Annotated in this window: 15 protein-coding genes; 14 read left to right on the top strand and 1 reads right to left on the bottom strand. The window is 57.9% G+C overall.

Going from position 1 to position 19,663, the window contains the following annotated elements; translation table 11 throughout:
- Positions 1–486 precede the first annotated feature (486 nt).
- From BDE40_RS14260 to BDE40_RS14225, 8 genes are all read left to right on the top strand, one after another.
- Positions 487–1,899, top strand: a complete 1,413-nt coding sequence (locus BDE40_RS14260; protein ID WP_134015601.1) for an aminotransferase family protein — start codon at positions 487–489, stop codon at positions 1,897–1,899.
- Between the two features lie 516 nt (positions 1,900–2,415).
- On the top strand, positions 2,416–3,183 hold the full coding sequence (gene rfbF / locus BDE40_RS14255; protein ID WP_134015599.1) for a glucose-1-phosphate cytidylyltransferase: 768 nt from the start codon (positions 2,416–2,418) through the stop codon (positions 3,181–3,183).
- The gene (gene rfbG / locus BDE40_RS14250; RefSeq protein ID WP_134015597.1) at positions 3,180–4,229 is read left to right on the top strand and encodes a CDP-glucose 4,6-dehydratase; all 1,050 of its coding nucleotides are present in this window, start codon (positions 3,180–3,182) and stop codon (positions 4,227–4,229) included. The genes rfbF and rfbG overlap by 4 nt, the downstream gene beginning before the upstream one ends.
- Positions 4,226–4,768 carry a dTDP-4-dehydrorhamnose 3,5-epimerase gene (gene rfbC, locus BDE40_RS14245; RefSeq protein ID WP_134015595.1) on the top strand — a complete coding sequence of 181 codons (543 nt, stop codon included), beginning with the start codon at positions 4,226–4,228 and terminating at the stop codon, positions 4,766–4,768. Before rfbG ends, rfbC begins: the two co-directional genes overlap by 4 nt.
- On the top strand, positions 4,765–5,985 hold the full coding sequence (locus BDE40_RS14240; RefSeq protein ID WP_134015593.1) for a class I SAM-dependent methyltransferase: 1,221 nt from the start codon (positions 4,765–4,767) through the stop codon (positions 5,983–5,985). Before rfbC ends, BDE40_RS14240 begins: the two co-directional genes overlap by 4 nt.
- Positions 5,982–6,815: an NAD-dependent epimerase/dehydratase family protein gene (locus BDE40_RS14235; protein WP_134015591.1), complete on the top strand. Its 834-nt coding sequence runs from the start codon at positions 5,982–5,984 to the stop codon at positions 6,813–6,815. The genes BDE40_RS14240 and BDE40_RS14235 overlap by 4 nt, the downstream gene beginning before the upstream one ends.
- A complete protein-coding gene (locus BDE40_RS14230) occupies positions 6,812–7,879 on the top strand; it encodes a class I SAM-dependent methyltransferase (protein WP_211342437.1) in 1,068 nt (355 codons plus the stop codon). The genes BDE40_RS14235 and BDE40_RS14230 overlap by 4 nt, the downstream gene beginning before the upstream one ends.
- A complete protein-coding gene (locus tag BDE40_RS14225) occupies positions 7,872–8,642 on the top strand; it encodes a cephalosporin hydroxylase family protein (RefSeq protein ID WP_134015589.1) in 771 nt (256 codons plus the stop codon). The genes BDE40_RS14230 and BDE40_RS14225 overlap by 8 nt, the downstream gene beginning before the upstream one ends.
- Here BDE40_RS14225 and BDE40_RS14220 read toward each other — a convergent pair whose 3' ends face one another.
- Positions 8,643–9,881 carry a glycosyltransferase family 2 protein gene (locus BDE40_RS14220; protein ID WP_134015587.1) on the bottom strand — a complete coding sequence of 413 codons (1,239 nt, stop codon included), beginning with the start codon at positions 9,879–9,881 and terminating at the stop codon, positions 8,643–8,645.
- Between the two features lie 725 nt (positions 9,882–10,606).
- Here BDE40_RS14220 and pdxR point away from each other — a divergent pair.
- The 6 genes from pdxR (at position 10,607) to BDE40_RS14190 (ending at position 19,604) form a co-directional block, all read left to right on the top strand.
- On the top strand, positions 10,607–12,070 hold the full coding sequence (pdxR, locus tag BDE40_RS14215; protein WP_134015585.1) for a MocR-like pyridoxine biosynthesis transcription factor PdxR: 1,464 nt from the start codon (positions 10,607–10,609) through the stop codon (positions 12,068–12,070).
- Between the two features lie 198 nt (positions 12,071–12,268).
- Positions 12,269–14,038 carry a sulfoacetaldehyde acetyltransferase gene (gene xsc / locus BDE40_RS14210; RefSeq protein WP_134015583.1) on the top strand — a complete coding sequence of 590 codons (1,770 nt, stop codon included), beginning with the start codon at positions 12,269–12,271 and terminating at the stop codon, positions 14,036–14,038.
- 87 nt (positions 14,039–14,125) lie between these two features.
- The gene (locus BDE40_RS14205) at positions 14,126–15,073 is read left to right on the top strand and encodes a phosphate acyltransferase (protein WP_134015581.1); all 948 of its coding nucleotides are present in this window, start codon (positions 14,126–14,128) and stop codon (positions 15,071–15,073) included.
- 13 nt (positions 15,074–15,086) lie between these two features.
- Positions 15,087–17,903: a molybdopterin oxidoreductase family protein gene (locus BDE40_RS14200; protein WP_134015579.1), complete on the top strand. Its 2,817-nt coding sequence runs from the start codon at positions 15,087–15,089 to the stop codon at positions 17,901–17,903.
- Positions 17,904–17,985: 82 nt separating this feature from the next.
- Positions 17,986–18,729 carry a 4Fe-4S dicluster domain-containing protein gene (locus BDE40_RS14195; protein WP_134015577.1) on the top strand — a complete coding sequence of 248 codons (744 nt, stop codon included), beginning with the start codon at positions 17,986–17,988 and terminating at the stop codon, positions 18,727–18,729.
- Complete coding sequence (locus BDE40_RS14190) at positions 18,729–19,604, top strand: dimethyl sulfoxide reductase anchor subunit family protein (protein WP_134015575.1); 876 nt, start codon at positions 18,729–18,731, stop codon at positions 19,602–19,604. The genes BDE40_RS14195 and BDE40_RS14190 overlap by 1 nt, the downstream gene beginning before the upstream one ends.
- Positions 19,605–19,663 lie beyond the last annotated feature (59 nt).

Below are 19,663 nucleotides of genomic sequence, written 5' to 3'. Positions count from 1 at the left end.
TGTTGAACAGCATGCGCCTCTCGACGCGTATATTTCCCTCAGAGTAGCCAGCTCGGTTTGCCGAGTCTCATGCACCCTGAAGGGGCTGGTTGAACAAATCACAAGGCCGCTAAGAAGCCAGTGCAGTTTGCCCTCGCAGGCGAAGTTTCATGTTTTCGCACGTCTCCATCCTGCTTTTCCACATGCAAACTAGGCGGTGGGGGGTGGGTGCAGTCAATGGATTTAATCAGCTCGGGCCGCGCTGCCTTTTTGCTCTGTCATCCCCCCGACAATTCTCTAAGCTTATGAAAACAAATGATACCACATTTGAACACCCCATGAAACGCCCCTCTTGAGCCCCGATTCTGGCTATATGCGTGATGGATTACTGGCCCTATTCCGCGCACGGATAACATGCAGCTTTATGATTAGCGCCGTTCTTGGCGTAGAATAATATAGAATCGTCGGGCATTTTCACCCGGCCGCCTCAAAATCTGGAGCAAGCCGATGGACGGTAATCTGCAAAGCAATGATCTCTCCGGCGTTGTCGAAGCCGACCGCGCCCATGTCTGGCACCATCTCAGCCAACACGCCGGCTACATGGCCGAAGAAAACCGCACCGACCCCAAGATCATCGTCGAGGGCAAGGGCCTCAACGTCTGGGACCAGCACGGCCGCAAGCATATCGACGCGGTCTCCGGCGGCGTCTGGACCGTCAACGTTGGCTACGGCCGCGAAAGCATCGCCAACGCGGTGCGTGACCAGCTGGTGAAAATGAACTTCTTCGGCGGCACAATGGGCTCGATCCCCGCCGCGCAATTCTCCGAGCGCCTGATCTCCAAAATGCCCGGCATGTCCCGCGTCTACTACGCCAACTCCGGCTCCGAGGCGAACGAGAAGGGCTTCAAAATGGTCCGCCAAATCGCCCACAAGCGCTATGGCGGCAAGAAGCACAAGATCCTCTACCGCGACCGCGACTACCACGGCACCACCATCGCGACCCTGTCGGCTGGCGGCCAAGATGAACGCGGCGCGCAATACGGCCCCTTCACGCCGGGCTTCGTCAAGGTCCCCCACTGCCTCGAATACCGCGCCATGGATCAGGGCTTGGGCGATCTGTCCGGCGAGGCCTACGGCATCGCCTGCGCCAACGCGATCGAGGAGATCATCCTGCGCGAAGGCGCCGACACCGTCGGCGCACTCTGCCTTGAGCCCGTCACCGCAGGCGGCGGCGTCATCGTCCCGCCCGAAGGCTACTGGCCCCGCGTGCAGGAAATCTGCCGCAAATACGACATCCTGCTGCATATCGACGAGGTCGTCTGCGGCATGGGTCGCACCGGCACATGGTTCGGCTACCAGCACTACGGCATCCAGCCCGATATCGTGACCATGGCCAAGGGCGTCGCCTCCGGCTACGCGGCAATCTCGTGCTGCGTGACCACCGAGAAGGTCTTTGACATGTTCAAGGACGACAGCTCCGATCACATGAACTACTTCCGCGACATCTCCACTTTCGGCGGCTGCACCGCAGGCCCCGCCGCCGCGCTGGAAAACATGCGTATCCTCGAAGACGAGAACCTACTCGAGAACACCACCGCCATGGGCAACTACATGCTGGAGCAGCTAGAAGAGCTGAAAGGCAAACACGCCTGCATCGGCGACGTCCGCGGCAAGGGCCTGTTCCTCGGCGCAGAGCTGGTCGCCGACCGCGAAACCCGCGCGCCATTGCCCGAGAAGCTGGTCGCCCAAGTCACCGGCCACTGCATGGCTAAGGACGCGGTTATCATCGGCATGACTAACCGCTCCATCCCGGGCTTCAACAACACCCTCTGCTTCTCGCCCGCATTGATCGCCACCAAGGACGATATCGACGCGATCATCACCTCGGTGGACGGGGCGCTGACGGCGGTGATGGGGTAAGCACTCACGTCTGAAGACATGGAAGGCCCGCGACCTCAAGTGAGGTGGCGGGCCTTTTTTTCGACGTGCCTTTGTCCGCTATGCGGGACGAAGCGTCATTTCGCGCTGACATTCTCGTCGGCTGCTTCTGGATGAAAGCTCCCTCCGCCGACTATAGCAGAAATACTTTGTAGTTTCCTCAGACCGGACATTCGCTCAACAAGCAATATTTTCCCAATCTTGACGTCCGCTATTCTATCCATGGTCTCCGATAGCGCCAATCTTCAGATATGGGCCGCTTCAACCTCCAAGCGGTTTGCACTTTATCCAGCACAGCCCTCAATTCCATACTATCCTCGCATAGTCATACATCAGCCTAGAAATTTCTGGTACTTTTTTGCTTCAAAAGGTAAAGCTTGGCGAACTTATGGGGGCCGATTGGACAAACAATCCGGCGCATTGGGAAGCGAGATCAAGACAATGTTTGCTTCTTCATACCCCATCATATTGACGCGTTGAATAGCAGGTTTGCGGGCGATGAAATTGGTAGTTTTGGCGGGCGGCCTTGGGACACGCATTAGCGAAGAGTCGCATCTAAAGCCCAAACCAATGATCGAAATCGGTGGGCGTCCAATCATTTGGCACATCATGAAGCATTACAGCGAGCACGGGATCAATGAATTCGTGATTTGCTGTGGCTACAAAGGATACATGATCAAGGAGTATTTCGCGAATTACTTCCTGCACATGTCCGATGTTACGATTGATTTGGAAAACAACGGTCTGGAAATCCACTCCCGTCCGGCAGAGAGGTGGAAGATCACTCTGGTGGACACGGGCGAAAGCACTCAAACTGGGGGCCGCATCAAGCGTGTTGCAGATTATCTGGATGATACTTTCTGCCTGACATATGGCGACGGCGTAAGTGACGTCGATCTGACCGCTTTGATCGAACACCATCGTGCGCAGGGATGTGAGGCAACAGTGACCGCGATTCAACCCGCTGGGCGCTTTGGCGGGCTTGCAATCGAAGACGGTCTTGTATCGCGTTTTCAGGAGAAGCCCGAGGGCGACGGGCGGTGGATCAATGGCGGATTTTTCGTATGCGAACCGGCGATTCTTGACCGTCTTGCAAATGACCAGACGGTCTTCGAAAAAGAGCCGTTGGAGTCTCTTGCGGCAGAACGTCAGTTATCGGTGTGGAAACATAGCGGCTACTGGCAGGCCATGGATACATTGCGCGACCGGAACGCATTGGAAGGGCTTTGGGCAACGGGTCAGGCACCGTGGAAAACTTGGGAATGAGTGACTTCTGGAGCGGCAAGCGCGTTCTGGTTAGCGGTCATACCGGTTTCAAGGGAAGCTGGCTGTCTTTTTGGCTGAGCAAGTTGGGGGCCGATGTCGCAGGTTTGGCGTTGTCACCCGACACGAACCCTGCGCTGTTTGACCAAATGGGCATCGAAGCTTTGGTTGACCACATGATAGGTGACATTCGCGACGCTGATTTGGTTGCGCGCCGCGTGGCCGAGGTTCAGCCTGATCTAGTGTTCCACCTCGCAGCACAACCGCTCGTCATAGAATCCTATGCAACCCCGTTGGAGACTTGGCAAACGAATGTCATGGGCTCGGCCCATGTTATGCAGGCTATCCGCCAGTTGTCCGGTCGCTGTGCCGTAGTGATGGTGACGACTGACAAGGTTTATGAAAACCTCGAAGATGGCAGGCCTTACAACGAGCAACACTCGCTGGGCGGTCACGACCCCTACAGCGCCAGCAAAGCGGCGATGGAAATCGCGGTGTCGAGTTGGCGGCGGTCTTTTCTGGGTGGGACAGATATCAGGATGGCTTCGGCAAGGGCCGGAAACGTGATCGGTGGTGGCGACTGGGCGGCGAACCGCATCGTGCCCGACATCGTCAGGGCATTGTCGCGCGGCAAGCCGATTGAGGTGCGCAACCCTGATGCCGTGCGTCCATGGCAGCACGTTCTGGAGCCGCTGGCCGGATACCTTGTGTTGGCGGAACGGCTTTGGACGTCGGATGATCCGGTCTATCAATCCGGCTTTAATTTTGGACCCGATCCTCAAGACGCGCGACCGGTACGCGACGTGGTGACCGAAGCGTTACGCCATTGGCCGGGGCGCTGGAACGATGTATCGCCAGAGGATGCTGTGCATGAAGCAGGGCTTCTCAGCCTTGATCCCGCCAAAAGCGAAGCCCTACTAGGGGTCAAGCCACGCTGGTCATTCGAGCAAACGATCGAAAAAACCATCAATTGGTATCGCTCGGTCGGCGACGGGAAATCGGCGGCGGAGGTCACCGAGGCACAACTTTCCGACTTTGGTGGCCTATGATCTTCAGACCGCTTTCCCTTGACGGCGCGTTTGAAGTGCTGCTGGAACCGCGTGGCGACGCGCGTGGCTTTTTCTCACGGTTTTATTGCGACGAAGAATTCGCGAGCTACGGGCTCAACACCCGTTGGGCGCAGATGAACATTTCGTATACCCGTGGGATCGGGGCCTTGCGTGGTCTGCATTTTCAGCGTGGAACCGCAGCTGAGGTCAAGCTGGTGCGCTGCCTTCGCGGGCGGGTCTATGATGTCATTGTCGACCTGCGTGAAGGGTCGGGCAGCTTTGGCCGGCATGTCGGGGTTGAGCTCGACGCGGAACGCCGGAATTCGATCTACATTCCCGAAGGCTTTGCGCATGGCTTTCAAACGCTGGAGGATGACGTCGAACTGCAATACCTCCATTCCCGACCGTATTCCCCGACACAAGAGGGCGGAGTTAATTTGATGGATAGCCACTTGGCAATCGACTGGCCTTTGCCACCGGCTCAAATATCAGAGCGCGACAAAAATCTCCCCGCCCTGGAGGAAGTATCACCCTTATGACGCAGCTGTGCCGCCATTGTGCTACCCCTCTGAGCATCCGGTTTCTTGATCTCGGGTTTGCCCCGCCATCTAATGCCTATCTCACCCCTGTGGATCTTCGGAAGCCCGAATTGACCTTTCCGCTGCGGCTTTTGGCATGTGGCGATTGCCGACTTGTGCAGACCGAAGATTTCGCCGCAGCCGATGCATTATTCACTGATGACTACGCCTATTTTTCATCGACCTCAAAAGGCTGGCTGGATCATGCGGCGCGCTATGCAAATATGGTGACCGAGCGGTTTGGCCTTGGGGCGGACAGCCACGTAATGGAGATCGCATCAAATGACGGCTATCTGCTAAAGAACTTCGTGGCCAAGGGCATCCCTTGCGTTGGTGTGGAGCCGACGGAAAGCACAGCCGCCGCTGCACGGGCGCTGGGTATACCCGTGGTGCAGGAATTCTTTGGCATGGAGCTTTCGGCTTCGCTGGAACAGGCGGACCTGATTGCGGGCAACAATGTCTATGCACATGTGCCTGATATTAACGATTTTACCGAAGCGCTAAAGATGTCGCTGAAACCGGAAGGCGTCATCACGCTGGAGTTTCCACATCTGATGCGTTTGGTCGAATTTCGTCAGTTCGATACCGTCTATCACGAACACTTCTCCTACCTTTCCTTGCTTGCTGTTGACCGCATATTTGCCGCAGCGGGGCTGCGTATTTTCGATGTAGAGGAGTTGCCGACGCATGGCGGCAGCCTTCGCGTTTTTGGCTGCCATGACGGGGCGGGGCATCCGCAAGACAACTCGGTCGCGGCGCTGATGGAGCAGGAGAGGGCGCGCGGAATGGACCGCGACGATTTCTATCTGGCGTTCCAATCACAAGCTGATGACGTCAAAAACGACTTCCTCGGTTTCTTGTTGCAGGCGAAAGCTGAAGGCAAATCCGTTGCCGGGTACGGTGCAGCGGCCAAGGGAAACACGATCATGAATTACGCTGGCGTGCGGCCGGATCTGATCCCATTTATCTGTGACGCAGCGCCGGCAAAAATCGGCAAGCTGATGCCCGGCAGCCATATCCCCATACTGGCACCATCGGCGCTGCGCGAAAACCGTCCCGATTACCTGATCATCCTGCCTTGGAATATTGCCGCGGAGGTGAAAGCCCAATGCAGCGACCTTGCTGCGCTTGGCACGCGATTTGTCACTGCGGTGCCAACGCTTGAGGTGTCGGAGTGAGCCGCATTCTGATCACAGGCGCTACAGGTTTTGTTGGTCTGCCCGTAGCGCAAAAGCTCGTTGCCGCCGGACATGATTTGACCTGTGTCATTCGCTCTGGCACCGAAAAAAAACTGGAAGGCTTGAAGACTAAAACTATCCATTGCGACGATGTATTCGCGCAACCCTCCAACTGGTGGGCCGATACGCTGACAGATATCGACACCGTTGTGCACCTTGCGTGGTATGCGGAGCCCGGAAAATACCTGACCTCTGAGCGTAATCTGGATTGCCTGGCTGGAACACTTTCGATGGTAAAAGGCGCGGCGGCCTCAAAGCTGCACCGGTTCGTGGGCATCGGCACCTGCTTTGAATACGACCTGACGGTGGGCGAATTGTCGGTCAATACTCCACTTGCGCCCGATACGCCCTATGCGGCGGCCAAAGTTGCGGCCTTCACAATGTTGAAATCATGGTTCGCCACAACTGAAACTGAATTCCTTTGGGCGCGTCTGTTCTATCTCTATGGTGCACGCGAAGACCATCGCCGCCTTGTTCCATATCTGCATGCTCAGATGCGCGCTGGTCAGGCGGCTGAACTAACCAGTGGAACGGCCGTACGCGACTATTCGGATGTCGATGCGGCCGCCGACCTGTTGGTGAGTGACATCACTGGTACCCACGTTGGTCCGACCAACATCTGCAGCGGCAAGGGAGTCACGATCCGCGCCCTTGCAGAGCAAATAGCCGATCAATATGGGCGCCGTGATCTTCTTAAATTTGGCGCCCGCCCGGACATCCAGACGGACCCGCCGGTTGTAATCGGCCAAAGAACGGAGACGGCGACATGAAACAAGCCCCTGCAACCCGTCTGTTGTATTCGCAAGATGACTTTCCGGTCTTTCAGAACCGAATGTATAACACTGCTGAAGATGCCCGGAATTGTCCGCGGGGTGACATTCGCATCGTCGAAGACCTGAAATCGGGGTTGGTACGCAATGACACTTTTGATCCATCCCTCGTCGACTACGATTCCGCCTACCAAAACGAACAGGCCAACAGTGCGCCGTTCCGCCAGCATCTGGACTGGGCCGCTGATCTGATTTCCGACAAGATCGGGCTAGATGATCTGGTCGAGGTCGGGTGCGGTAAAGGAACATTCCTTGAGATACTCGCGGGGCGCGGCGCTTCAATCACGGGATTTGACCCCACCTATGAAGGGAATAGCCCCCGTATCCAAAAGCGCTATTTCGGCCCTGAACTGGGTTTTTCGGCAAAAGGACTGGTGCTTCGCCATGTGCTGGAACACATTCCAGACCCTTATGCGTTTCTATGTCAGTTGCGCGACGCTAACGGCGGTCGCGGCCTGATCTATATTGAGGTTCCGTGCTTTGACTGGATCTGCGGCAAGCGGTCATGGTTCGATATTTTCTATGAACATGTTAACTATTTCCGGCTGTCCGACTTCTGCAAAATCTTCGGCAAAGCCCCTGCGATGGGCCACTGCTTTGGAGGGCAGTACCTTTATGTCATCGGTGATTTGTCCAGCTTGCGCGAACCTGAGTATGACCCGCAAGATCCTGTAATGTTCCCCGACGGTTTCATAGCCTCCTTACAAGATCGTGCTTCGGCGTCGACGAAATCGGATGTTGTCTGGGGTGGTGCTTCGAAAGGGGTGATCTATGCCTTGCTACGTGAACGTGCAGGCGCATCGGTTGAAGCTGTGATCGACATCAATCCAAGCAAACAGGGCCGCTTTCTAGCCGGAACCGGATTACGTGTCAGCGCGCCTGAGGAGGTTTTGCCAAACCTGCCCCGGTCGTCACGGATCCTTGTGATGAACCCTAATTACTGCGAGGAGATCCGGACAATGTCGAACGACGCATTTACTTATGTTGAGGTGGGAAATGACTGAATTTAAGCAAGAGATCGCAGGCCGCATCTCGGACATGATGGACAACAAGCCACTGAACGACATGGCGATGGCATTTCTACAAGCCACGACCGGTCCGAAATACTCATACAACTACCACTGGCAAGATCGCCCGATCATTCAGTATCCGCAGGATATTGTCGCGATGCAGGAACTGATCTGGAGCGTTAAACCCGATCTGATTATCGAAACGGGCATCGCACATGGCGGCTCACTGATTTTCAGCGCGTCGATGCTTGCACTACTGGACATGTGTGATGCCATCGAGGCGGGCACTATTATGGACCCGTCGAAATCTTCCCGCAAAGTCTTGGGTATCGATATCGACATTCGCGAGCACAACCGCACCGCCATTCAGAACCACCCGATGGCCACGCGCATTGAGATGATTGAGGGTTCCAGCATTGATGCGGATATCTTCGCTCAGGTTCAAAAGGCAGCAGAAGGATACGAGCGCGTGCTTGTATGTCTGGACTCGAACCACACCCATGATCATGTCCGAAGCGAGCTGGAGCTGTATGCGCCGCTCACGTCGGTCGGAAGCTATTGCGTCGTGTTCGACACGTTGATCGAGGACATGCCCGCTGATGAATATCCCGATCGGTCCTGGGGACCGGGCAACAACCCCAAAACTGCGGTTTGGAACTATCTCGAGACCCATCCCGAGTTCGAGATCGACAAGAGTATTCCGGCAAAGCTGCTGATCACAGTGGCGCATGACGGCTTTCTCAAACGGCTCCGGTGATCAAAGCTGACGCTGAAAGCCCATAGACCGGCGCTTGGCCGCCTTCCAAGCCAAGCGAGATGTCATGTCGCCCGACAGAACTGCACCAAAATCCTGGCCGAGGATCGCATCCATCGTGTGTGCTGCGGTAAGAATGGTGTTTTCAGCGCCCTCAGCTGCGGAAACCCTGAAGCTATGTAACTGCCCGTGCGCACGGGCAAGGCGCTCCTTCGGGCTTCGTTTGGTCTGCGAGGGGCCTTTCAGAGCGGCAGTTAGGGCGGATTGCGTGTATGTCGCTGTCGCGTGATCCCGCAGAATGCCGCGCATACTTTCCGCCAGCGCGGGATTCTTGCGGGTCGACCCGAGTACATAACGATACCAGCTAAGGTAGTCCGGCTCGAATTTCTCAAGCGCATGGTTACGCCGCAACGTCTCCAGAGTTGAGAAAAACGCCAACGCGACCGATCCGGCATGAGGGCACACATCGCTCATGGTGTCGGCAAGGTTTTCCTTCGCAAATATCTTGCTGCTGTTGGTATCAGAGTGGTTGTTCTGTTCTGCCCCGTGACCGCCACCCGTGCTTGCCGGACTGTATCCGTTGATCGAGAACGGGTGGTTAACCCCGACAAAGCTGCCGTCTTTCAAGATGGATCTATAGGTAAGGTTGACGTCAGGTATGGCGCTGTCGAAAACCGTGTTTCCGTCCATCGAGGTTTTGAGCATGTATGCACGCGAAAGGCAGCCATGATAGATATCCGGAACCGGACGCAGGTTGGACACCTCTGCCGTCATTAGTTTCCGAAGGTTATCAGCGCCGCGAAATGGCTTCGGAGAGCCGAAACAGTTGCTGCGGTAGAACCTGACACCACCGGTTTTCTTGCCATATCCGTCGATGGGCCAGCCATAGGTTGCCTTGATCCAACTCAGTCCATCAGGTCTGCTGGCCTCTAAAAGTTCCCTTAGATACGGGAACTGTTTTGGCAGTATCCCGTCGTCATCGCCAAAGAAAATCAGATAGTCGCCAGTCGATGCCTCAAAAGCACGTTCAAAGTTCTGTCTCATCGACAGCCGCGCGCCCGTATTCACATAAACCAGTCGGCGGTCGTCGACCTCTTGCATCAACTCTTTGGTCCCGTCGGAGCTGGCATTGTCGCTCACAATGATCTCAATATTGTCATCGTCAATCTCCAGAGCAGTTTGAACAGAATGTCGCAGATACCGACTTCTTTCTCGGGTCGGAATGACAATACTGATTTTCATTTTGTCTAGCCTCTTTCTGCGTTGTTCTACGTCGAGCCGATTTTTTTATCTGTTGCGATTTGTCCGGGCCGCAGTGAAACTGGCCTCCAAACGGTACCCGTACTGTCGAAATTGAAATTCATACAACCAAAATAAATTCATGTTGATGGCTCAAGTTTGGCCAATTCAAAACCATTTAGCATTGCCGGTTCCCAACGACTGATGCGGCAACCGAACCAAACTGTAACGTGTTCTGAAGAATTCATTGCACTCTTCCCTTTGAATGCTGCCGGACTTAAGAATGTTCCAGCACTCAGAACGTCCGGTTCCGATCACTAGAGATCGCAACTTCGCACTCTGAGCGAACAACCGCAAACACCCGATGCCGCCTTCCGCGCTTCGCGCAGCATCGGCGACATCGGGCTCAAAGCAGACATTCCCCACCCCCGCCCAGCCCAAACCCTCAATCGCCGGGTGATCGTCGGCCCGTCCCGCATTCACCAAATATCAACCTTCCTCACCGCCCGCCGCGTTAACACGCGAAATCCCGACCCCGCGCCCGACGCAATGCCGACGCTTTGCAGACGGCTTGCCGACCGCCCAAAACCCTTGTTTTGCAGCCGTTAACCCTCGATTCGCACCCCAAGCGTTGCGCACCGCGCAGACACCGCCCCACGGGTTAACCCTTCCGCCAGACGCCGATTTCCGATATAGCCAAATCACAACTGACTTAAGGCCAGCCGCACATGCCCATCGCCCTCGAAACCTTCTTTCTGGACCCCGCCTTCGAGGGCACGCTTCAGCAGCAAATCCAGCAGATGGTCGCAGGCGGCATCCTGTCGGGCCGCTTCCGCCCCGGCGAAAAACTCCCCTCCTCGCGCAAGCTCGCCACGCATCTTGGCGTCAGCCGGATCACCGTCACACTGGCCTATAACGAGCTGATGGCCGACGACTACCTGTCCTCCGCAGGCCGCTCCGGTTACTTCGTGTCCGAGAACGCGCCAGAGCCGCCGCAGCTCAGCCCGCGCTCATCTTCGGACACCGTTGACTGGACGCGCGCCATCGGCAACAGGTTCTCCGGAAACCTGCAAATCGAGAAGCCTCTCGACTGGCGAAAATATAAGTATCCCTTTATTTACGGTCAGGTAGACCCTTCTTTATTTGATCGCCAGAACTGGCGTCTTTGTGCGGTCCGCGCCCTCGGGCAGCGTGATTTTGACAGTCTGACGGCGGATCAGGTTGATCGGGACGATCCTCAACTGTTGGAATTTATCGCCCGGAACACCCTGCCCCGCCGCGGTATTCTGGCAAAACCCGAAGAGATTTTGATCACCGTCGGCGCGCAAAATGCCCTGTGGCTGGCCGCGCAAGTCCTGCTCACCCAGCGCCGGACCGCAGCGCATGAAAACCCGTGCTATCCCGGCCTGCGTTCGATCCTGCACCAGTCGCGCTGCCACCGGATCGAGATACCCGTGGACGGTGACGGGTTGCCCCCCAACCTCGTTCCACCTGAAACCGACGTGGTCTTCACAACGCCCAGCCACCAATGCCCGACAGCCTCCACCATGCCGATTTCGCGCCGCAAAGAGCTTCTGCGCCGCGCGTCAGAGGATGACTTCCTGATTGTCGAGGATGACTACGAATTCGAAATGTCCTTCCTCAAACCGCCCTCACCCGCCTTGAAATCGCTCGATGACGACGGTCGCGTGATCTATGTCGGGTCCTTCTCCAAATCCCTATTTCCCGGGCTTCGTCTAGGCTATCTTGTTGGTCCTGAACCATTTATTCGCGAGGCGCGAGCACTTCGCTCAGCCGTTCTCCGGCATCCTCCGGGTCACATGCAACGCACCGCGGCGTATTTTCTGTCCCTTGGGCATTACGACGCTTTGGTGCGCCGCTTGCGCAACGCCTTCCACGACCGACGGCGCATCATGGATAGTGCCTTCGCGGAATACGGGCTGACCGTGGCGGGTGCCGGCGCATTTGGCGGCTCCAGCTACTGGATGCGCGCCCCTGACGGCGTTGACACCAAAGAGCTGGGGGACCGCTTAAGACACAGGTCCGTTCTGATTGAACCCGGAGCCGCCTTTTGCGAAAGCACATCGCGGGAATACAAGCACTACCGTCTGGCCTATTCCTCTATCGGCGCCGCGCAAATCACGCCCGGGGTGGCATTAATTGCAGCCGAGATCGAACAAATGCTGCGCTGAATTAGCGTTTACACCTCCCGTGCGCGACGCTCTGAAACGCTTTTAACGACTGGAAAACGAGCACGGCGGATCAGTTTTTGGACTTATAGTCAGAAACAACTGGTCATAACGCGACTCTCGTCCACGCCATAGTTTCCATCCAGACACCTAAACTTGGGCACCTGCGCCCGCCTTTACCTACATTGGGAGATCGCCACCATGAAGATGACGACCGAAGAAGCTTTCGTCAAAACCCTGCAAATGCACGGTATCCGCCACGCATTCGGCATTATCGGCTCCGCCATGATGCCAATCTCTGACCTCTTTCCAGCCGCGGGCATCAAGTTTTGGGACTGCGCCCATGAAATGACCGCCGGTATGATGGCAGACGGCTTCACCCGCGCCACCGGAGAGATGTCGATGATGATCGCCCAAAACGGGCCTGGCATCACCAACTTCGTAACGCCTGTTAAAACCGCCTACTGGAACCACACCCCGCTGCTGTTGGTTACGCCTCAGGCCGCAAACAAAACCATCGGCCAAGGTGGCTTTCAGGAAATGGAACAGATGAACCTGTTCAAAGATTGTGTGGCTTATCAGGAAGAAGTGCGTGATCCGACACGCATCGCCGAGACGCTGAACCGCTGCATCATGCAAGCGCACCGCGCTTCCGCCCCCGTTCAGATGAACATCCCGCGCGACTTCTGGACGCAAGTGATCGACATCGAACTGCCTGTCGCTGTTGACTTTGAACGCCCTGCTGGCGGTCAAGACGCTGTTGCCAAGGCCGCTGATTTGCTGTCTTCGGCCAAGTTCCCTGTGATCCTGAACGGCGCTGGCGTTGTGCTGGCAGGCGGTATTGATGCTTCAATGAAGCTGGCGGAAAAACTCGATGCGCCCGTTTGCGTTGGCTACCAACACAACGATGCTTTCCCGGGCAATCACCCGCTTTTTGCAGGCCCTCTGGGGTACAACGGCTCGAAAGCCGCCATGGAGTTGATCTCCAAGGCTGACGTCGTGCTGGCACTTGGCACGCGTCTGAATCCATTCTCCACTTTGCCCGGCTACGGCATCGACTACTGGCCCACAGAGGCGAAGGTCATACAGGTTGACTTGAACCCCGACCGCATCGGTCTGACCAAGAAAGTGACCGTAGGCATCGTCGGAGACGCCAAAAAAGTGGCCGAAGGCATTCTTGATCGCCTGAAAGACAGCGCAGGCGACGCTGGCCGGTCAGATCGCAAGAACCTGATCGCACAGACCAAATCTGCTTGGGCGCAAGAACTCACCTCTCTTGACCATGAGAACGACGATCCGGGCACCACTTGGAACGAGCGCGCACGCACCCGCGAGCCGCAAAAAATGGCGCCTCGTCAGGCTTGGCGCGCCATTCAAGCTGCTCTGCCGAAGAATGCCATCATTTCTTCGGACATCGGCAACAACTGCGCAATCGGCAATGCTTACCCGTCCTTTGAGGAAGGCCGCAAATATCTGGCCCCCGGCCTGTTCGGTCCATGCGGCTACGGCTTTCCTGCCATCACTGGCGCAAAAATCGGTCGCCCCGATGTTCCGGTTGTCGGCTTTGCCGGTGACGGCGCATTCGGCATCTCGATGAACGAGATGGTCTCCATTGGCCGCGGCGACTGGCCTGCAATGACCATGGTCATCTTCCGCAACTATCAATGGGGCGCCGAGAAGCGGAACACCACCTTGTGGTATGAAGACAACTTTGTTGGCACCGAGTTGAACGACAACGTCTCTTACGCGAAAATCGCTGACGCATGTGGTTTGAAAGGTGTTCAAGTCGCCACCATGGAAGAGTTGACCGAAGCGCTGAACACAGCGATCAAGGGTCAGATGGAAGACAACGTCACTACGTTCATCGAGGTTCTGTTGAACCAGGAACTGGGAGAGCCGTTCCGCCGTGACGCAATGAAGAAACCTGTTGCGGTTGCTGGTGTAGCTGCATCGGATATGGCCGCCGAGTAATTCTCGCGTCATACTACGAACCTTACCCGCCCCAAGAAATTGGGGCGGGTTTCGTGGTGAACAGGCCGCGTTTTGGGAGAGACCGCAATGACCACCGACAATCCATTCCTATCCCAACGCGACGCCGTATGCCCAAGCTGGCTTCTGGACATGGCGCAAAAAGCCGCGACCCCACGCGTTGCAATCGCCCGCGCTGGCGCGCCCCTGCCCATGGAAGCCGCCCGTGACGCCACCGAAGCGAACATCATGGAGCCGGTCTTCACCGGTGAGCGCGCGATGATCGAGGCCGAGGCCGAGAAGCTGGGCTGGGACATCTCGCAATTCCAACTGATCGAAGCGACGGGCGAGCAGGAAAGCGGCCAAGCCGCCGCCATGGCCTGTGGCGAGGGCCGCGCTGACGTCATGATGAAAGGCCAGCTGCACTCCGACACTTTCATGCGCGCAGCCTTGGCGCGTGACGCAGGGCTGCGCACCGGCAACCGTCTGGTCCACATCTTCCACATCACCCATCCAGATGGTGGCAAGTCGATCTCCATCTCGGACGCCGCAGTGAACGTCTCCCCGAACCTTGAGACCCGCAAAGACGCCACCCGCGAAGTGGTCAAGCTGCTCCAGATGCTTGTAACAGACCGCCCCAAGGTCGCCTTCCTGTCCGCGACCGAAAGCGTGCTGCCGGCCGTCCCCTCCTCGGTCGAGGCGGATGAATTGGCAACTTGGGCCAAGTCCGAGATCAAAACCGCAGACTTCTCCGGCCCCTTAGCCCTTGACCTGATCCTGTCCCCCGCCGCCGTTGCCACCAAGAAGCTGACCGCCGACCCCGTCGCAGGTCAGGCGGATGCGATCATCGTGCCGGACATCGTGTCGGGCAACTCACTGTTCAAATCGCTCGTCTACCTCTCAGGCGGCTGCGCTGCGGGTATCGTCATGGGGGCAAAAGTCCCCGTGCTGCTGACCTCTCGCGCCGACCCGCCTGCTGCCCGCATGGCGTCCTGCTGCCTCGCGGCGATCGTCAACGCCGCCAACAAAAACAGCTGACCGGAGTCTTCCCATGAGCCAACCCGTGATCGATCTCTCCCCCAAGGTCAGCGACGAAATACGCAAAACAACTTGCTACATGTGCGCCTGCCGCTGCGGGATCAATGTTCACATGAAAGACAGCAAGGTCGCTTATATCGAAGGCAACCGCGATCACCCCGTAAACCAAGGCGTTCTCTGCGCCAAAGGCTCGGCGGGCATCATGCAGCACAACGCGCCCTCCCGCCTGACCGCCCCGATGAAGCGCACAGGCCCGCGTGGCTCCGGCGAGTTCGAGACAATCACGTGGGACGAAGCCTATGACATCGCGACGGGCATCCTGAAGCCGATCCGGGAGTCCGCCCCCGAAAAACTGGCCTTCTTCACAGGCCGCGACCAGTCTCAGTCCTTCACCTCCCTCTGGGCGCAGGGCTTCGGCACGCCAAACTATGCAGCCCATGGCGGCTTCTGCTCGGTCAACATGGCCGCCGCTGGCATCTACACCATGGGCGGCGCGTTCTGGGAATTCGGACAACCCGACTGGGATCGCACCAAAATGGTGATGATCTTCGGCGTCGCCGAAGACCATGACAGCAACCCGATCAAGATGGGCCTCGGCAAGGTCAAGGCACGCGGCGCCAAGGTCTATGGCGTGAACCCCATCCGCTCCGGCTACAACGCCGTGGCGGACGAATGGGTCGGCATCACCCCCGGCACGGACGGGCTATTCATCTTGTCGCTGGTGCATGAGCTGTTCAAAGCAGGCAAGCTGGATCTCGACTATCTGGCGCAATTCACCAACGCGCCAGTCTTGGTCAACGGCGACGAGAAGTCCGAGGATTTCGGCCTGCTGATGCGCGACAAAGACAACAAGCTGATGGTGATGGACCGCGCCACCGGCAAGCCTGCGGCCTTCGACGCCAAGGGTGTGAAACCCGATCTGGCTGGCTCCTTGCGCGAGGCAGGTATCAGCCACCGCTCGGTCTTCCAGCACATGGCCGAGAAATACCTCGACCCGCAATATGCCCCCGAAGCCGTGGCCGAGCGCACAGGCATAACCGCCGACCGCATCAAGCGCATCGCCGCCGAACTCGCGGACGTAGCCTTCAACCAGTCCATCGAACTGGACCGCGAATGGACCGACTTCCGCGGCCACAAACACACCAAGATGGTCGGGCGTCCGGTGTCCTTCCACGCCATGCGCGGTATCTCCGCCCACGCCAACGGCTTCCAGACCTGCCGTGCGCTGCATGTGTTGCAGATCATCCTTGGCAGCGTCGAGACCCCCGGCGGCATGCGCTTCAAACCGCCCTACCCCAAGCCACCGGAAGCCCACCCGAAGCCACATTATGGCGTCACACCCGGCCAAGCCCTCGACGGCCCGCATCTGGGCTTCACCCATGGCCCCGACGATCTGTGCCTGAAGGAAGACGGCTCCCCCGCCCGCATCGACAAGGCCTTCACATGGGAAAACCCCATGTCGAGCCACGGCATGATGCACATGGTCATCTCCAACGCCCACGCGGGTGATCCCTACAAGATCGACACGCTGTTCATGTATATGGCCAACATGTCGTGGAACTCCTCGATGAACACCCGCGGCGTGATCGAGATGCTGACCGACCAAGATGCCGACGGGAATTACGTGATCCCCAACATTATCTATTCCGACGCCTACAGCTCGGAAATGGTGGCCTATGCCGACCTGATCCTGCCCGACACAACCTATCTGGAACGCCACGACTGTATCTCGCTGCTGGACCGCCCGATTTGCGAGGCGGACGCCGTCGCCGATGCCATCCGCTGGCCCGTGGTAGAGCCAGACCGCGACGTCAAAGGCTTCCAATCGGCGCTTTGCGATTTAGGCGCGCGCCTTGGCCTGCCGGGCTTCGTCAACGAGGATGGCTCCCAGAAATACAAGGACTACGCCGACTACATCACCAACCACATCCGCCGCCCGGGCGTTGGTCCGTTGGCGGGCTTCCGTGGAGACGGTGACGACCACGGGCGTGGCGACAGCAACCCCGACCAACTCGACCGCTACATCGAAAACGGCGGTTTCTGGATGGAGCACGTCCCCGAGGACGCAGCATTCTACAAGCCGTGGAACATGAACTATCAAGACTGGGCCGTGAAGAAGTCCTTCTTCGATAAAACCATGCCCTACCTGTTCAACCTCTACGTCGAACCCATGCGCAAATTCCAGCTCGCCGCCGAAGGCCACGGCACCCGCCAGCCCCCGGACCACCTGCGCGAGCGGATCAAAGCCACGATGGACCCGCTGCCGATCTGGTACTCGAACGAGGACGAGAACAAGGTCGACGAGTACCCTATCACCGCGCTGACCCAACGTCCGATGGCGATGTATCACTCGTGGGGGTCGCAAAACGCGTGGCTGCGCCAAATCCATGGCCACAACCCGCTCTACGTTCCTCAGAGAATCTGGGACGACAACAGCTTCTCCGAAGGCGACTGGGCGCGCGTCACCTCCCCCCACGGCGAGATCACCGTCCCCGTCGCATTGCAAAAAGCGTTGAACGACAACACGGTCTGGACTTGGAACGCCATCGGCAAACGCAAAGGCGCGTGGGCCTTGGAAGAGGACGCGCCGGAAACCACCAAAGGCTTCCTGCTGAACCACCTCATCCACGAGCTGCTGCCCCCCAAAGGCGACGGCCTCCGCTGGGCCAACTCCGACCCGATCACCGGCCAAGCCGCATGGTTCGACCTCAAGGTCCGCATCTCCAAAGCAGCACCCCCCGCGCACAACCAGTCGCAACCAGAGGTCGAGGCGCAGGCGTCGCCGGTTGGCACAGGGCCATCGAAACTGGCATGGAAGGTGGGGAAATGACCGCTATTCCTGATCGTTTTAGGTGCCATACAGAAATCCGACGCAATGCCGACGCATTGCCGACAGCCGGAAAGGGCCTGAAATGACCCAACTCCCGACCCACACCGAAAAGAAGCTGGGCCTTGTGATCGACCTCGACACATGCGTCGGTTGCCATGCTTGCGTGATCTCCTGCAAAGGCTGGAACACCGAAAACTACGGCGCGCCATTGTCGGACCAGAACCCCTATGGCGCGGACCCCTCCGGCACCTTCCTGAACCGTGTGCACTCCTACGAGGTGACGCCGGATGAGGGCGCCGCGATGACCGTCCACTTCCCCAAATCCTGCCTGCACTGCGAAGATGCACCCTGCGTCACGGTCTGCCCCACAGGCGCCAGCTACAAGCGTGTGGAAGACGGCATCGTGCTGGTCAACGAGAGCGACTGCATCGGCTGCGGCCTCTGCGCATGGGCCTGCCCCTATGGCGCGCGAGAGATGGATCGAGCCGAAGGCGTGATGAAGAAATGCACCCTCTGCGTAGACCGTATCTACAACGAAAACTTGCCGGAAATCGACCGCGAACCTGCCTGCGTGCGCACCTGCCCCGCAGGCGCACGGCACTTTGGCGATCTGGGCGACGAGACCTCCGACGTGTCCAAACTGGTGGCCGAACGCGGTGGCATGGACCTGATGCCAGAGCTTGGGACGAAACCCGTCAACAAATACCTTCCGCCGCGCCCGAAGGACGACCAAATCGACATCCTCGCCCCCTTCCTTGAGACCGTCGCGGAGGAGCCGACAGGCTTCCTCGGCTGGCTCGATAAAACGCTCGAAAGGATCGGCTGATGCACCCCGCTCCCTCCATTATCTTCTTCACCGTTTTCTCGGGGTTGGGCTTTGGCCTGCTGACATTCCTTGGCTTCGGCAAACCTGACTATTCGGGCTTCACCGCGTTCATTTTCTTCCTCATCGCCTATGTGTTCGCAGTGGGTGGCTTGGTCTCCTCTACCTTCCACCTCGGCAACCCCCGGCGGGCGCTCAAGGCCTTCTCACAATGGCGCAGCAGTTGGTTGTCGCGCGAAGGGTGCTTGGCCGTTGCGGCCCTGACTGTCATGGGGATCTATGCCATTGGTGTGGTCTTCCTCGACACCCGCTGGACCCTGCTTGGACTGGTCGGCGCGGCCCTAAGCCTTGCCACCGTGTTCGGCACCTCGATGATCTACACCCAGATCACCACCGTGCCGCGGTGGAACCATTGGACCACACCAGTGCTGTTCATCTTGTACGCATTGACGGGTGGCGCATTTCTGGCGGGCCAGACGTCGATCGCGGCCCCCATGCTGCTCTTGCTTGGCGTGTTTCAATGTGTGTACTGGATCATCGGCGACAAGCTGTTCTCGGCCTCCGGCTCCACCATCGAGACCGCTACCGGACTGGGCAATATGGGCACGGTCCGAATGTTCGAGGCCCCGCATAGTTCCAAGAATTACCTGATGAAGGAAATGGTCCACGTGGTTGGCCGCAAGCACGCCCGCACCCTGCGCATCATCGGCGTTTTGTGCCTGTCCCTGCTGCCCTACCTGCTGCTGGTCATGCCGCCGTTCTACCACCTGATATCGCTACTGGCGCTACTGCTGCACATCGGCGGCGCACTCATACTGCGCTGGCTTTTCTTCGCGGAGGCAGAGCACACCGTGGGTCTTTACTACGGCAAACGCTGAACCAAACCCGCTCAACGCAAAAGGCCCCGCCGTGATTGGCGGGGCCTTTCTAATTCCAG

This window comes from Litoreibacter halocynthiae, assembly GCF_004365635.1.
GTDB lineage: Bacteria > Pseudomonadota > Alphaproteobacteria > Rhodobacterales > Rhodobacteraceae > Litoreibacter > Litoreibacter halocynthiae.
This window is presented reverse-complemented; position numbering and strand designations above follow the sequence as displayed.